Source organism: Alcaligenes sp. SORT26, assembly GCF_017377875.1.
Lineage (GTDB): Bacteria > Pseudomonadota > Gammaproteobacteria > Burkholderiales > Burkholderiaceae_B > Alcaligenes > Alcaligenes parafaecalis.
Map to the genome: position 1 here is coordinate 3363657 of NZ_CP070975.1, position 14722 is coordinate 3378378.

Genomic DNA, 14722 nt, shown 5'->3' on the forward strand with positions numbered 1-14722 from the left:
GCCGGTGCTGCGCACCGGTACCCTGGGCTTGCTATTCGGGCGCGTCCTGAACTCGCGAAAGTACCTTGTCCCCCGGACAAGGCACAAGCATTTCGCTCAAACAACAGGACGCTTGAACCCCGAATAGCAAGCCCGCCTGCGGCAAGAAGCCTGAATCGCCCAGAGGACGGCCCCCCGGCCCAGACCGGCTCACAATGACTATAAATATGAGTCCTTCCTCCTTCTGGGGCCTGGCGGTATCTGGCTCTTTCGGCTGAAAAGCTCTTGACCAGGAGTTGGCCTCTAGCCTGCCTGGGTGTTGCCTGGGTGTTGCCAGGGTTTTTGAAGTGGCTAGAGTCGCGCAGTATGATCAAACATTCTGCCCTCGGATTTGGACTGCCATGTTTGCCTATGTTGGGCTGCGTACTGCCTGCTTTGATACGCCTTTAGGGGCGATGCGTCTGTTAGTGGATGCCCAAGGCGCTTTGCTGCGTCTGGATTTTGAAGAGGAGACCGTGCACGGCCTGACGCCTGAGCAACTGGCCGGGCTGATCCCCGAGCCTGCTTTGGCTGAACCTGTGCAGGCCCAGCTAGACGCGTACTTTGCCGGCAAGCTGCAACAGTTTGATTTGCCTTTCAGTTTGCAAGGCACCGAGTTCCAGCAACAGGTCTGGCAGGCCTTGCAGACTATCCCTTATGGCCAAACCTGGACTTACGGGCAGATGGCTGAACATCTGGGCCGCCCTAAAGCGGTCCGTGCCGTGGGCCAGGCTTGCGGCCTGAACCCCATCAGCATCATCGTGCCTTGTCACCGCGTGCAAGGTGCCAATGGCATGCTCACCGGCTTTAGCTCTGGCCTGCATCGCAAAGCCAGCCTGCTGGACTTTGAACGCCGTGTGTATTTGACCGGTGTTGGCGATTTTCAGCTCAGCATGCCTGCCCAGATGGACTTGTTCTAGCGCAGGCCTGGGCTCACTCCGTACCCAAATCAACAAGCCCCCGTGCACAGAATCACAAGTCCGGGCTTGTCCTCGTCCCTATACTGGATTCGTTAAGAATCAACTATTCCGTGTGGAGACAGACTATGGGGCAGGACGTACAACCCGAGCGCAACGCGATTCGTGAACACATGATTATTGACGGCAAGCCCGTCAGTGATTCTCAAGGACCCACGATTCCCGTCTACGATCCAGCAACTGGACAAGTTATTGCGCACCAGCCCGAGGCTGGTGAACAAGGCGTAGACCGTGCCGTTCGTGCCGCCCGCCAGGCCTTGGAGCAAGGCGAATGGGGCAAGATGCTGCCCGCCCAGCGCGAGCGCCTGCTGTTGCGCTTGGCCGATCTGGTCGAAGCCAATGCCGACGAGCTGGCTCGTCTGGAAACTCTGAACAACGGCAAACTGCTGTTCTTCTCCTACGGTCTGGAAGTGGCCGCCAGCGCACAATGGCTGCGTTACATGGCCGGTTGGGCCACCAAGATCAGCGGTGAATTGCTGTCGCCCTCCATCGCCTTCCCTCCCGGTATCAATTACCACGCCTACACCCGCCAAGAGCCTGTGGGTGTGGTTGGCGCCATCGTGCCCTGGAACTTCCCGCTGCTGATGGCCGTGTGGAAAATCGCGCCTGCCATGGCCGCCGGTTGCACCGTGGTTCTGAAGCCTGCTGAAGAGACCCCGCTGACCGCCATCCGTCTGGCCGAACTGGCTCTGGAAGCCGGTTTCCCCGCCGGTGTGATCAACGTGATCACGGGCCGTGGCGAAAGCACGGGCGCTGCCCTGACAGCACACCCTGGCGTGAACAAGATTTCCTTCACCGGCTCCACGGAAGTGGGCAAGTTGATCGGCCATCAAGCCATCAACGATATGAAGCGCATGTCTTTGGAGCTGGGTGGCAAGTCCCCCGTGGTCATCATGGACGATTGCGATGTGGATATGGCCATTCAAGGTGCGGCCAACGCCATCTTCTTTAACCAGGGTCAGGTGTGTACCGCCGGTTCGCGTCTGTTTGTACAAAAAGGCATTTACGAGCGCGTGGTGCAGGGTGTGGCCGATCTGGCTTCCTCCATGACACTGGGCTCGGGCTTTGAGCAATCTACCCAGATTGCTCCGCTGATCTCGGCACGCCATCAGCAGCGCGTGCAGAACTACATTGATGTGGGTCGCCAGCAAGGCGGCCGCATGTTGGCAGGCGAGGGCGCCCACCCCGAGCAGGGCTACTTTGTACGCCCCACCGTGTTTGCCGACGTGGCTCCCGATGCCCGCATCATGCGTGAAGAAATCTTTGGCCCCGTTGTGGTTGCGACTCCGTTTGAAACCGAGGCGCAGGCATTGGCATTGGCCAACGATACAGACTTTGGCCTGGGTGCCAGCGTCTGGAGTCAGGACCTGGCCCGCGTACAGCGCCTGAGCGCTGGTATCAAGGCGGGCACGGTATGGGTCAACACCCACAACATGCTGGACCCCAGCATGCCCTTTGGTGGTTACAAGCAGTCCGGCCTGGGTCGGGAGCACGGGCGCGCTGCGGTAGAGGCTTACCTGGAGACCAAATCGGTCTGCATGGCCTACCCGGCAGCCTAGCTAGGGACAAGGGCGCGAACACAATAACGATACCGTTCGCGCCTTCTTCGAGGAGACAAAAATAATGTACGCAATAGTGCAGCGGACCGCTCTGGCCTTGGCCTTGAGCGGTGTCAGTGCCGGGCTTGCCCATGCAGGCGACCCCAGCGCTCGGGATTGGATACCTGCTCCGGTGGGCACCAATGTGTTGGCCGTCTACATGATGGGCCTGAAGTCGCACGGTTTTTATGATCAGGGTTCACGAATTGGCGATAGCCCCAAGCTTAATGTGCAAGGCATGATTTACCGCCAGATGCACTATCGCGAGCTGGCCGGTAAAACGGTGCAGTACGAGCTGATCGTGCCCGGCTTTCGCAATACGCTGGATGTGCCAGGGCAAGACCGCGATCGCATGACAGGGATTGGCGATGTGACCGCCGGTGCCGCCGTCTGGTTGCATAACGATCCTGAAAACCGTTTCTGGTTTGCCTGGGAGCCCTTTATTACGGCTCCTACCGGTCGTTACCACGGCTCGCACGCGGACGTGTCCTCGGGCAAGAACCGCTGGAGCACCGTGCAGGACTTCGCCATTGTGAAAGGCTTTGGCGAGTCCTCCTTTGTAGAAGGCGTGGCGGAGTTCGAGTTCTTTGGCAATAACAAGAACTACTACGGCCAGACCCTGAAAAAAGACACGGCAATCCGCCTGATGGCCCTGGTTTCAACCAACCTGACTGAAAAGACCTATGTGGGTTTGCGCTACCGCTATGAAACTGGCGGGCGCGAGCGGGTCAATGGCCAAACCACGGTGACGCGGGCACGCAACCACCAACTGGCGGCTGAAATTACGCACCAGCTTACCGACGCCCACCAAGTGCAATTGCAGTACATCCATGATTTGAAAGTCGAGAATGGCCCGCGCATGCGCGGCCTGCAATTCCGTTATGCCTATGCGTTCTGACAGCGTGGACGCCCATGAGGAGAGACATCCAATGAAGTCTAAATTTACATTAACGACCGCCGCCGCCATGTTGGGGTTGATGGTTCTGGCCGGTGGAGCGCAAGCCCAGGACAAGCCGCTTGAGGTCTTGACCGGTGGCCATAGCGTGTCTGCCCCCCAGGCAAACCGTATCTATGTCATGGACTCGGTGTTCAACCACCTGACCGAAAGCCGTGTGCATGTCTATGACTACACCAATGGCAAATTCCTGGGCATGGTGCCTACCGCGTTCAACGGCCATGTGCAGTTGTCCAACGACGGCAAGAAAATCTACACCATGACGACCTACCACGAGCGCGTCACCCGCGGTAAACGCTCGGACGTGGTGGAAGTCTGGGACGCCGACAAGCTGACCTTTGACAAAGAAATTTCCCTGCCGCCCAAGCGTGTTCAAGGCCTGAACTACGATGGCATGTTCCGTCAGACCACTGACGGCAAATTCATCGTGCTGCAGAACGCCTCGCCTGCGACTTCCATCGGTATCGTGGACGTGGCCAAGGGCGACTATGTGGAAGACGTCACCGCTGCCGCTGGTTGCTGGAGCGTGATCCCTCAGCCCAATCGCCCACGCAGCTTCATGACCATTTGTGGCGATGGTGGCTTGTTGAGCATCAATCTGGGCGAAGACGGCAAGGTTGCCAGCCAGTCGCGCAGCAAGCCGATGTTCTCCGTGAAGGACGATCCGATCTTTATCGCTCCTGCCCTGGACAAGGACAAGGCTCATTTCGTGTCCTACTACGGCAATGTCTACAGTGCTGATTTCAGCGGAGACGAAGTCAAGGTAGACGGTCCCTGGTCCTTGCTGACGGATGAGGACAAGGCCAAGAGTTGGGTGCCTGGTGGCTACAACCTGGTGGGTCTGCATCGTGCCAGCGGCCGCATGTACGTGTTCATGCACCCGGATGGCAAAGAGGGCACGCACAAGTTCCCTGCAGCCGAAATCTGGGTCATGGATACCAAGACCAAAAAGCGCGTAGCCCGCATTCCCGGACGTGATGCCTTGTCCATGACCATTGATCAGCAACGCAATCTGATGCTGACACTGGACGGTGGCAACGTGAACGTCTATGACATCAGCCAGCCTGAACCCAAGTTGTTGCGCACCATTGAAGGCGCCGCAGAAGCTTCCTTGCAAGTTCAGTTTCACCCAGTTGGGGGTGTCTGATATGGACCCGGTCCTGACCTATGCCAGCCTGGCTTGCTTGGCCGTGCTGATGGGACTGGGGGCGCTGGATAAACTGCGTCACTTCAGCCTGTTCGAGGCAGCCGTTGGCGGTTATCGATTGTTGCCGGAAGTGTTGTTACGACCGTTCAGTGTGCTGTTTGTGGCGGCCGAGGCGCTGAGCGCGCCCTTGCTGCTGTGGCCAGCCAGCCGTTCGCTGGGGGCCGCTCTGGCCCTGTGCGTGCTGTTGGTGGCTACCAGTGGCATTGTGATGAACCTGCTGCGTGGCCGTCGCGATGTCGATTGCGGCTGCTCCGGACTGGGGGAGTCTTCGGGTGGTTTGTCCTGGTGGCTGGTGGCCCGCAATGCCTTGTTGGCAGCGCTGGCTGTGGCTAGCGGTGACTGGGCCATCAGCAGTGCCCGTGAACTGGTCTGGATGGATGGTTTGACCTTCTTTGGCGCCACCCTGGCCTTGCTGGGCCTGTACTACGCGGCTAACCAGTTGATCGAATCCCATCTGAAATTCCAGAAAATGCAGAATTCTTAGGAGACCTAAATGACCGCTTTAATGATTTCTAACGTCATTTTATGGGTAATCGTACTGGCCCTGGTGCTGGTTGTACTTGCCCTGTCGCGCCAGATTGGCGTGTTGTATGAACGGGTTGCCCCCATGGGTGCCCTGACTATGGATAAAGGCCCGCAAGTGGGGGATGCGGCTCCGGTCATGGAACTGCAAGACCTGCGTGGTCGCACCGTTTCCGTGGGTGTGGCCGGTCCGCGCAGCCAGTTGATTTTCTTCATGTCGCCTACCTGCCCGGTGTGCAAGAAGCTCTTGCCGATTCTGAAGTCCATCCAGGGCTCGGAAGGTCAGTGGGTCGATATTGTGCTGGCCAGTGATGGCGAGATGCCCGAGCATCTGGCTTTCTACCAGAAAGCACAGTTGGATCACTTCCCTTACGTCTTGTCCACGCAGTTGGGCATGGGCTTTCAGATCAGCAAACTGCCTTACGCCGTGCTGATTGATGAAAGCGGTGTGGTGCGTGCCAAGGGTCTGGTCAATTCGCGTGAGCAGTTGGAAAGCCTGTTCAACGCCAAAGACCTGGGTGTGGCCTCGGCGCAGGAATATTTGGCCGGTGACTCGGGCATGAAGCAAGTGCAGGTATCACGAAAGGAGAACGTCAATGCGTTGGCTGGATAAATTTGGGGAGAGTCTCTCCCGCTCTGTGGCTCACAAGACCTCGCGTCGCAGCGTGCTGCGCTCGGTGGGTAAATTAATGGTCGGTTCGGCCTTTGTGCTGCCCGTATTGCCCGTGGCTCGCGCTGCCGGTGGTGGTGGCAGCAGTAGCAGTGGTGCCGATCACATCAGTCTGAATCCCGATCTGGCGAGTGAAGACGAAGTGAACTCCTGCGACTACTGGCGTCATTGCGCGGTGGACGGGTTCCTGTGCTCTTGCTGCGGCGGCACCACCACGACTTGCCCTCCGGGCTCGACACCATCGCCCATCTCCTGGATCGGTACGTGTCACAACCCGCATGATGGCAAGGACTACCTGATCAGCTACCACGATTGCTGCGGCAAGACCGCTTGCGGCCGTTGCCAGTGCAATACGCAAACCCGCGAACGTCCTGGCTACGAGTTCTTCCTGCACAATGACGTGAACTGGTGCATGGCGAACGAGAACAGCACCTTCCATTGCACGACGTCTGTGCTGGTTGGCTTGGCCAAAAACTAAAAAAGGCTCCGGGGCTGCCCGGGCGGTGCAAGAACCTGTCGTCTTGACACGTTCTTTCGCCTTGCGGGCAGACCCTGGTGTTGAACAAGGTGCCGGACAGCCTGGATGGGGTCCGGTCACTTAAGGAGGCATCACTGTGTGGACATCTTTGCGCCTGGCCTGTTTGAGCGCCGTACTCCTGGCGTTTACGCCTTGGGCCCATGCCCAAGAAGAGATGGCCGGAACGGGCGATTACCTGCAAAGCTCCCAGGCTTTTAAAGACTATATGCTGCAATGTGCAGGCTGCCATCGCTACGATGGCCAGGGTCTGACGCATCGCGGAATCCCCAATTTCAATCAGTCCATTGGCTTGTTTACACGCTTGCCCGCTGGACGGGACTACATGATACGGGTGCCCGGTGCTTCGCAATCGCAGTTGGATAATGCGGATCTGGCCCGTGTGCTGAACTGGATTGTGGCTAAATTCAGCCCCGAAGAAATGACACCCGAATTCCGACCCTTTACCTCTGCCGAGGTCGGGGCGTCACGACGTCATCGTTTTGATGATGTGCTCAAGGCGCGTAACGAATTAACCGTCCAGATGAACAGCATGGGTCTGGAGCCTGCTCCCTACCTGTACGGGTCCATGGAACGCTGATACAGCGGGTTAACGACCGTAGACGCTTGAATTTTTTAGGGCTATAAGAAAAGGGGGGCGTATCATGCCTCCCACACCGATCAATAGCGTTGGCCGCAAGGGCCCCAGGCAATGTCTATGTTATTGCGCACTCCCTCTGCTTCTTTCAAGAGCCTGGCTGCTTGGCAGGAAGTGGTGTGCGCGTATTTTGTGCCTTTGGAAGTCCAGCCTGAGTCGTTGCGGGGCTTTTCCAACCGTGCAGCCACCGATCGTATGGGCTCAGTCGATGTCATGGAACTGTGTACCAGCGCTCAGCGCGTGCGGCGTACACAAGCCTTGGCCAGCCAGTCTGAACACGCCCTGTACAAAGTGACATTGCAGATCAGCGGCAGCAGTCAGATCGAACAAGACAATCGCAGTGGTATTTTGCGCGCTGGCGAGTGGGGGATTTATGACACCACCCGCCCTTACGAAGTGTCTGTGCAGGACCAATCCCACTTTTTGGTCTTGCAGTTCGAGGAAGAGCGTTTGCTGCCTTGGCTGCCCTGGTTAAGCGATGCGGTGGCGCGATCCTTTTCAGCCACCACAGGCCCGGCCCGGATTGCCATGGATATGCTGCGTCTGGGTTTGCAGGAGCGCGGGCATTTGTCGCCCTCGGCCTTGAGCGAGCTGTCCCAGACCGTGATCCGCATGATGGCGCTAAGTCTGGCCGATGGTCGCCCGGTGCCCACCGAATCCGCCCTGGATGAAGTGCGGCGTGGCCAGTTGCTGCAGATTCAGCAATATGTGCAAGATCATCTGGGGGATACGGGCTTGAATGCTCAGTCCCTGGCCTTGCAGTTTCGGATTTCCCGCCGTTATCTCTACAAGCTTTTCGAGCTGTCCGGCCAAGCGCCAGCCGACTACATTATGGCCGCCCGCTTGGAACGTGCCTGTCAATTATTGGTGGACGGCAAACCGGGTCGGCAGATCAGCGAACTGGCCTGGCAAATGGGCTTTTCAGATGCTGCCGTGTTCAGCCACGCCTTCCGGCGACGCTACGGTGTATCGCCCAGTGAATGGCGTCGCAGCCGCATTTGCGGCGATTAAGTACAGCTACGTAGACGCAACTCCGACTTATCGCAAACAGGTCGGATTTCTATTCTAGAAGCTCATGATTTTGGGGCGACCGGTGTGGTTCGCCCGGCTTCTCAAGGACAGTCTGATGCGTCTACACCTCGATTGCGCTTTGCTGCATACCCAGCCCTCGTGGGCCCAGAATTTGCTGGCCATCATCCCGCCCTGCGAGCGCCTGCAATTACAGGTTCTGCTGGCCCCGCCTTCTCCCCATCCCGATCAGGACTATCTGTTCTTACGCCGCTCCGCCACCTTGCTGCTGCGTTTTGATGCCTGTCTGATTCCCATCGAAGAGGCCACCTTGATTCATGTGCGCCGTGCGCTATCTGCTGCGCAGGGCCTGTTGCCCGTGCCGGTATTCGGCCTGGTGCGTGCCGCCATCAAGGCGGCCGCCTTGACGGATCTGCTGGAACTGGGTCTGGCCGACTACGTCCGCGAGCCTTTATGCCTGGACGATTTGCGCGCCCGCATCAATCGCCAACGTTTGCAGACGTCTTCCCACGCTTTGAATGAACCGGGGCTGTCGGGTCGGATACACTATAGGGTGCAGGAAAACCAGGATCTGGTCCTGCACCCCGGCCCAACGGAGCAGCATCTGTCGCAAACTATCTTGCAACAGGAAGGGACGACGCTGGAAGCCTATGCCGCTGCGGTAGCTTCGCGCTACGCCAGCAGCCAGGAATCCTTCAAAGTCGCCAAGGGACGGATAGTGGCCCGCTTTGAGCAGGCCTATATCCATGCCGCCCTTGATCGCCATAGCGGCAATATCGCCATGGCGGCCCGCTCCGCGCAAAAGCACCGGCGTGCTTTCTGGGCACTGATGCGCAAACACCATATCGATGCTGCACGCTTTCGATCCGCGTCAAACCCAGACGACGAACACGATGGTTAAAATTAACAGGCATTTTTCAATAGGGATTGCCGTGTCTTTACCTCAATTAAAAAACGATGTTTTCCTGCGCGCGCTGTTGCGTGAGCCTGTGCCTTACACCCCCATCTGGCTGATGCGCCAAGCGGGGCGTTATTTGCCTGAATACAATGCCACCCGTGCCCAGGCCGGTTCCTTCATGCAACTGGCTCAAAATCCCGAATTTGCTTGTGAAGTGACTCTGCAGCCCCTGCGTCGCTTCGATCTGGATGCGGCCATTCTGTTTTCCGACATCCTGACCGTGCCACACGCTATGGGTCTGGGTCTGGATTTCGTCGCTGGCGAAGGCCCGCGTTTTGCCCGTCCCGTGCGTAACGAAGCCGACGTCATGGCGCTGGAAGCTCCAGACATGTCCAAGCTGCAATACGTGTTCGACGCTGTGTCCCTGATCCGCAAGGAACTGGACGGCAAAGTACCGCTGATCGGTTTTGCAGGCAGCCCCTGGACCATCGCCTGCTACATGGTTGAAGGCCAGGGCTCGGACGACTACCGTCTGGTGAAAAGCATGATGTATCAGCGTCCGGACCTGATGCACCGCATGCTGGAAATCAATGCCCAGACCACCCAGGACTACCTGAACGCGCAGATCCGTGCCGGTGCACAGGCTGTAATGCTGTTCGATAGCTGGGGCGGCGTCTTGTCCGATTCCCTGTTCCAGGAGTTCTCCCTGGCTTACACCCGTAAAGTGGTCGACGGCCTGATCCGTGAACACGACGGCAAGCGCGTACCCGTCATCGTCTTTACCAAGGGCGGCGGCATGTGGCTGGAAGATATTGCTGGCTGTGGCGCTGATGCCATGGGTGTGGACTGGACGGTGAATCTGTCCCGTGCGCGCGCTCGTATCGGTGACAAACTGGCCCTGCAAGGCAATCTGGACCCCATGACGATGTTCGGTGGCGAAGAAGCCATCCGTCGTGAAGCCCGTCGCGTTATCGACGACTTTGGCCCTGTGGGTCAGGGTGGTCACGTGTTCAACTTTGGTCACGGTATCTCGCGTTTCACCGACCCGGAAGCCGTGGGCATTCTGGTCGATGAAGTGCATTCCTACAGCCGTCGTCACCACAGCGTTTGATCTTCTTTGCGCACGGGCTATCGCAGCTTGTGCGCAAAGTTATGCACACAGATACGTCCGGGTTTGAGGCCTTTATATTTAAGGTTTAATTTCAATACCCAGTTTTAATTATTTGATTTCTCTGCGTTTTATCCATATTTCAGAGAGATTGATAACTAAATTGTATCTGTGCTTGCTTCTTTGTATTTTTTGTTCATACCATTTTCCCCAAAGTTATCCACAGGTGGCTAAGCTCTTGACTTATCAGGCTTTCAGCCCGGCCAGCCCTTTTTTGAATCACCATCCATGACCGCCACTCCTGACGCTATTTCTGCATCGGCAAGCACTGGACCTTTCTGGTTGCATGTGGCTTTGGACGTGCCTCTGGATGGGGTGTTTGATTATCAGCACCACGAGCCGGTACTCGTCGGTCAACGGGTCATTGTGCATTTTGGACGGCGGCAAATGATAGGCGTTGTGGTGGCCTTGCCCGAGCAGCCCTCTTATCCGCCCGAGCAGGTCAAGGCAATTGATCAGCTGCTGGACGACTTGCCGCCATTTCCCACCGATTGGCTGCGTATGGCGCGTTTTGCGTCTGGCTACTATCACCGTCCGCTGGGCGAAGTCATGATGCCCTCCTTGCCGGGGCCGCTGCGCAAACCCTCTGCCTATCTGGGCAAGCGGTCCGCTGGGGGGCCGGTGCTGCGCATGGCCAAGCGCAAGGAAAAGCAGGTAGACCCGGTGGATAGCGATGTTCTGCCGGTTCTGAACGCCGAGCAACAGGCGGCGGTGGACGGCATTGTGGCCGCCAAGCCGGGCAGTTGCATGCTGCTGCACGGGGTCACGGGCAGTGGGAAAACTGAAGTTTATATGCGGGTGCTGGAACAGGTGCTGGCAGAGGGGCGCCAGGTCTTGTTCATGGTGCCGGAAATCAATCTGACGCCTCAGTTCGAGCAGGTCCTGCGTGCGCGTCTGGCCCGTGTCTTGCCGGGCGATGTCCTGGCTGTCTTGCATAGCGGCCTGTCCGAAGGCGAACGGCTGCGCTCCTGGTTGCGCGTCAATAGCGGTCAGGCCCGCATTCTGTTGGGAACGCGACTGTCCATTTTTACGCCCATGCCAGAGCTGGGCCTGATTATTGTGGACGAGGAGCACGACGCTTCTTACAAGCAGCAGGACGGTTTGCGTTACTCCGCCCGAGACCTGGCAGTCTGGCGCGGTCATGATCTGAAAGTACCCGTGGTGCTGGGCTCGGCCACCCCTTCGCTGGAAAGCTGGAACCACGCCCGACAGGGGCGCTATAGCCTCTTAAGTCTGCCCAAGCGGGCCCGTGACGTGTCACTACCGCGCGTGCGTCTGGTCGACACTCGACATCTGCGGCTGGAGTCGGGTTTTTCGCCACAGCTTCTGGATGCTTTGGAAGCGTGTCTGGAGCGGGGCGAACAGTCCCTGGTGTTCATCAACCGGCGCGGTTATGCGCCTGTGCTGCATTGCGCTTCTTGTGGCTGGTTGTCTCAATGTCCACGCTGTACGGTCTATACGGTGCTGCATAGGCAAAATGGCTTCAAGCATAATTTGCAGTGCCACCACTGCGGATACCAGGCCCCCGTGCCGCGCGCTTGCCCGGATTGTGGCGACCAGGATTTGCAGCCCATGGGCCGGGGTACACAACGTATTGAAGAGTTCCTGGGCGAGCGCTTCCCCAATGCTCGTTTGGTGCGGATTGATGCGGACAGCACGCGCCTGAAGGGGAGCGCACAGCAATTGTTTGAGCAGGTACATGCTGGTGAAGTGGACATCATGGTGGGAACACAGATGGTCGCCAAGGGCCACGACTTCACCCGTTTGAGCGTGGTGGGCGTACTGAATGCCGACGCCACGTTGTTTGCCCATGATTTCCGTGCGCCCGAGCGCCTGTTTGCGCAATTGATGCAGGTGGCAGGCCGGGCAGGCCGTCACACCGAAGGGGCGGATGTCATCATCCAGACAGGCTATCCCGAGCAGGCCGTTTATCAAAGCCTGATCAAACACGATTACATCGGCTTTGCCCAAAGTGCTTTGAACGAACGCGAGTCCGTAGGTTTGCCGCCTTTCGCTTATCAAGTGCTGTTGTCGGCAGAGGCGCCGCAACTGGCAGATGCCATTCGTTTGCTGACGCAGGCACGGCGATTGCCCGAAGAATATCCCAATGAATTTCCAGGCGCGGATCAGGTTTTCCTGTACGATCCTGTGCCTTTACGCGTTTTGCGTGTCGCCAAAGTGGAGCGCGCCCAATTGCTACTGGAAAGCGCCCATCGCCCGGCCTTGCAGGCCTTTGTACGACACTGGGGGCCGCAGGTCGCCCAATTGGCCAAGCAGCATAAAGTGCGTATTACGATTGAGGTCGACCCTCTCGAAATTTAAGGCCAGTTAACACCATGTCCACCTCCGTTAATACCCCAGGCCATACCGTCCCCACCGACCTGAACGCCATGCAGCGTCAGGCGGTGTTGTATATGGACGGACCTTGTCTGGTGCTGGCTGGGGCGGGCAGTGGCAAGACACGTGTGATCACGCAGAAAATCGCCTATTTGCTGCGCGAATGTGGGTACACGGGCCGACAAGTGGTGGCGCTGACTTTTACCAATAAAGCCGCGCGTGAAATGAACGAGCGGATTCGCGCCTTGGTAGACCCCAAGCTGCTGCGTGGTCTGACGGTCAGCACCTTCCACTCTCTGGGCTTGCGCATGTTGCGCGAAGAGGCCCAGCACGTAGGCCTGAAACCGCGCTTTTCCATTCTGGATTCCAACGATGCCTTGGCGATTATTCAGGAGCTGCTAGCCACTACGGATAAAGGTCGCCTGAAATCCGTCCAGCAGGAAATTTCCCTGTGGAAAAACGCTCTGATGGGGCCGGACGATGCAGAGCGTGCCGCCAACTCACCCAGCCAGATTGAAGCCGCGCGTATTTACCGCGATTACGCCGCAACCCTGATTGCCTATCAGTCGGTGGACTTTGACGACTTGATCCGTCTGCCCGCTCAATTGATGGAAGACAATGAGGAAGTGCGTGAGCGTTGGCAGCGTCGGGTGCAATACTTGTTGGTGGACGAGTATCAGGACACTAATCTGTGCCAATACCGTCTGGTGCGCTCTCTGACGGGGCACCGCAATATGTTTACCGTGGTGGGGGATGATGATCAGGCCATTTACGCCTGGCGTGGCGCCACTGTGGAAAATCTGGCGCAATTGCCCAACGATTATCCGGATTTGAAAGTCGTGAAGCTGGAGCAGAACTATCGCTCGGTGCAACGGATTTTGCAGGCTGCCAATAATGTCATTGGCAATAATCCTGTGGTGTTTGGCAAGAAGCTCTGGTCCGATCTGGGATTTGGTGAGCCCATCCAGGTTCATGTCACGGACGACGAGCAGAACGAGGCGGACTCGGTCGCCATGCGGATATCGGCAGAGCGCTTTGAGCGACAGGCCGAATGGCGGGATTTTGCTGTGCTGTACCGGGGCAATCATCAGGCCCGGATTTTTGAGCAGGCACTGCGTAATCTGCGTATTCCCTACACGATCTCGGGTGGTCAAAGTTTCTTCGACAAGGCCGAGATTCGCGACATCCTGTCGTACCTGCGGATTGTCGCTAATGACGATGATGATCCCGCTTTCATCCGTGCGGCCACCACACCTAGGCGGGGGATTGGGCAAGCCACTCTGCAGGTGCTTGGTCAGTTTGCAGCAGAACAAAAGCTGTCTTTGTACGCCGCCGTCTCACAAATAGCTCTGACCGACCGCCTGCCCGAACGGCAGTTGGAGCCCTTGAGTGTGTTTGCCCAATTCATTGGTCGCATTCAGCAAAGAGCGGACCGGGTAGAAAGCGATCAGGAAGGGCACGATACGGCCGTCAGCGAATTGCTGGACGAGCTGTTGAGGGCGATTGATTACGAACGCTATCTGTACGATATGTTCGATGAGCGTCCTGCGCAGACTCGTTGGGAAAACGTGCTGGAGCTGATTACCTGGTTGAAATCCAAAGCGGCAGACGATCAGTTGAGTCTGAATGATCTGGTGCAACGCGTTGCTCTGATCACCATGCTGGAGCGTGGCGAGGACGAGGACCCGGATGCGGTCAAATTGTCCACGCTCCATGCGTCCAAAGGTCTGGAATATCCGCATGTGTTTTTGGTAGGGGTGGAGGAAGGGCTGCTGCCGCACATCGGGCGCGATGACGAGGATATAGATCCCGATAAAGAAGCGGATATTCTGGCTCAGCGTATTCAGGAAGAGCGGCGTCTGATGTACGTGGGTATTACCCGTGCTCAACGTAGCTTGCGCTTGAGCTGGTGCAAGAAGCGCAGGCGCGCACGCGAAAACCTGGTGCGGGAACGGTCGCGCTTTATTGATGAGATGAAGATCGAAGATCCAGGTGCTCAGGAAGATCCGGCTCAGGCGGCGTTAAGTCCCAAGCAGCGGCTGGAGATGTTGAAGAACTTGTTGAACAAGTCTTGAGCAGTTTGCCTCGTCCGAGGACGATTTAGTTCTTTGCTTATGTTTTGAGGCACTGTAGTTTTACAGGCCGGCTTTTGCTGGCCTTTTCTATGTCTG

General features: G+C 57.6%; 13 protein-coding genes. All 13 read left to right on the top strand.

Annotation, left to right across the window (positions count from 1 at the left end):
- The first annotated feature begins 380 nt into the window (after positions 1-380).
- The 13 genes from JYG33_RS15355 (at position 381) to JYG33_RS15415 (ending at position 14626) form a co-directional block, all read left to right on the top strand.
- Positions 381-938, top strand: coding sequence for a methylated-DNA--[protein]-cysteine S-methyltransferase (locus JYG33_RS15355; RefSeq protein WP_207873049.1), 558 nt, complete (start codon positions 381-383; stop codon positions 936-938).
- Positions 939-1063: 125 nt separating this feature from the next.
- A complete protein-coding gene (locus JYG33_RS15360) occupies positions 1064-2554 on the top strand; it encodes an aldehyde dehydrogenase family protein (RefSeq protein WP_207873050.1) in 1491 nt (496 codons plus the stop codon).
- 64 nt (positions 2555-2618) lie between these two features.
- Entirely contained in the window at positions 2619-3491 is an 873-nt protein-coding gene (locus JYG33_RS15365; protein ID WP_207873051.1) for a transporter, read from the top strand.
- A 31-nt stretch (positions 3492-3522) separates the two neighbouring features.
- The gene (locus JYG33_RS15370) at positions 3523-4695 is read left to right on the top strand and encodes an amine dehydrogenase large subunit (protein WP_207873052.1); all 1173 of its coding nucleotides are present in this window, start codon (positions 3523-3525) and stop codon (positions 4693-4695) included.
- 1 nt (position 4696) lies between these two features.
- Entirely contained in the window at positions 4697-5239 is a 543-nt protein-coding gene (locus JYG33_RS15375) for a MauE/DoxX family redox-associated membrane protein (protein ID WP_207873053.1), read from the top strand.
- Positions 5240-5248: 9 nt separating this feature from the next.
- The gene (gene mauD / locus JYG33_RS15380) at positions 5249-5890 is read left to right on the top strand and encodes a methylamine dehydrogenase accessory protein MauD (protein ID WP_207873054.1); all 642 of its coding nucleotides are present in this window, start codon (positions 5249-5251) and stop codon (positions 5888-5890) included.
- Entirely contained in the window at positions 5874-6425 is a 552-nt protein-coding gene (locus tag JYG33_RS15385) for a methylamine dehydrogenase light chain (RefSeq protein WP_108728244.1), read from the top strand. Before mauD ends, JYG33_RS15385 begins: the two co-directional genes overlap by 17 nt.
- 136 nt (positions 6426-6561) lie before the next feature.
- Complete coding sequence (locus tag JYG33_RS15390; RefSeq protein WP_207873055.1) at positions 6562-7062, top strand: cytochrome C; 501 nt, start codon at positions 6562-6564, stop codon at positions 7060-7062.
- 117 nt (positions 7063-7179) lie between these two features.
- A complete protein-coding gene (locus tag JYG33_RS15395; protein ID WP_207873056.1) occupies positions 7180-8130 on the top strand; it encodes a helix-turn-helix domain-containing protein in 951 nt (316 codons plus the stop codon).
- Positions 8131-8245: 115 nt separating this feature from the next.
- Positions 8246-9049 carry a hypothetical protein gene (locus JYG33_RS15400; RefSeq protein ID WP_207873057.1) on the top strand — a complete coding sequence of 268 codons (804 nt, stop codon included), beginning with the start codon at positions 8246-8248 and terminating at the stop codon, positions 9047-9049.
- 31 nt (positions 9050-9080) lie between these two features.
- Complete coding sequence (gene hemE / locus JYG33_RS15405; RefSeq protein ID WP_207873058.1) at positions 9081-10157, top strand: uroporphyrinogen decarboxylase; 1077 nt, start codon at positions 9081-9083, stop codon at positions 10155-10157.
- A gap of 285 nt (positions 10158-10442) precedes the next feature.
- Entirely contained in the window at positions 10443-12536 is a 2094-nt protein-coding gene (locus JYG33_RS15410; protein ID WP_207873059.1) for a primosomal protein N', read from the top strand.
- Positions 12537-12550: 14 nt separating this feature from the next.
- Positions 12551-14626: a UvrD-helicase domain-containing protein gene (locus JYG33_RS15415; RefSeq protein WP_207873060.1), complete on the top strand. Its 2076-nt coding sequence runs from the start codon at positions 12551-12553 to the stop codon at positions 14624-14626.
- The last annotated feature ends 96 nt before the right edge of the window (positions 14627-14722 follow it).

Coding starts and splice junctions, on each gene's coding strand:
- JYG33_RS15355 (WP_207873049.1), top strand. CDS start 381: ATGTTTGCCTATGTTGGGCTGCGTACTGCCTGCTTTGATACGCCTTTA.
- JYG33_RS15360 (WP_207873050.1), top strand. CDS start 1,064: ATGGGGCAGGACGTACAACCCGAGCGCAACGCGATTCGTGAACACATG.
- JYG33_RS15365 (WP_207873051.1), top strand. CDS start 2,619: ATGTACGCAATAGTGCAGCGGACCGCTCTGGCCTTGGCCTTGAGCGGT.
- JYG33_RS15370 (WP_207873052.1), top strand. CDS start 3,523: ATGAAGTCTAAATTTACATTAACGACCGCCGCCGCCATGTTGGGGTTG.
- JYG33_RS15375 (WP_207873053.1), top strand. CDS start 4,697: ATGGACCCGGTCCTGACCTATGCCAGCCTGGCTTGCTTGGCCGTGCTG.
- mauD (WP_207873054.1), top strand. CDS start 5,249: ATGACCGCTTTAATGATTTCTAACGTCATTTTATGGGTAATCGTACTG.
- JYG33_RS15385 (WP_108728244.1), top strand. CDS start 5,874: ATGCGTTGGCTGGATAAATTTGGGGAGAGTCTCTCCCGCTCTGTGGCT.
- JYG33_RS15395 (WP_207873056.1), top strand. CDS start 7,180: ATGTTATTGCGCACTCCCTCTGCTTCTTTCAAGAGCCTGGCTGCTTGG.
- JYG33_RS15400 (WP_207873057.1), top strand. CDS start 8,246: ATGCGTCTACACCTCGATTGCGCTTTGCTGCATACCCAGCCCTCGTGG.
- JYG33_RS15410 (WP_207873059.1), top strand. CDS start 10,443: ATGACCGCCACTCCTGACGCTATTTCTGCATCGGCAAGCACTGGACCT.
- JYG33_RS15415 (WP_207873060.1), top strand. CDS start 12,551: ATGTCCACCTCCGTTAATACCCCAGGCCATACCGTCCCCACCGACCTG.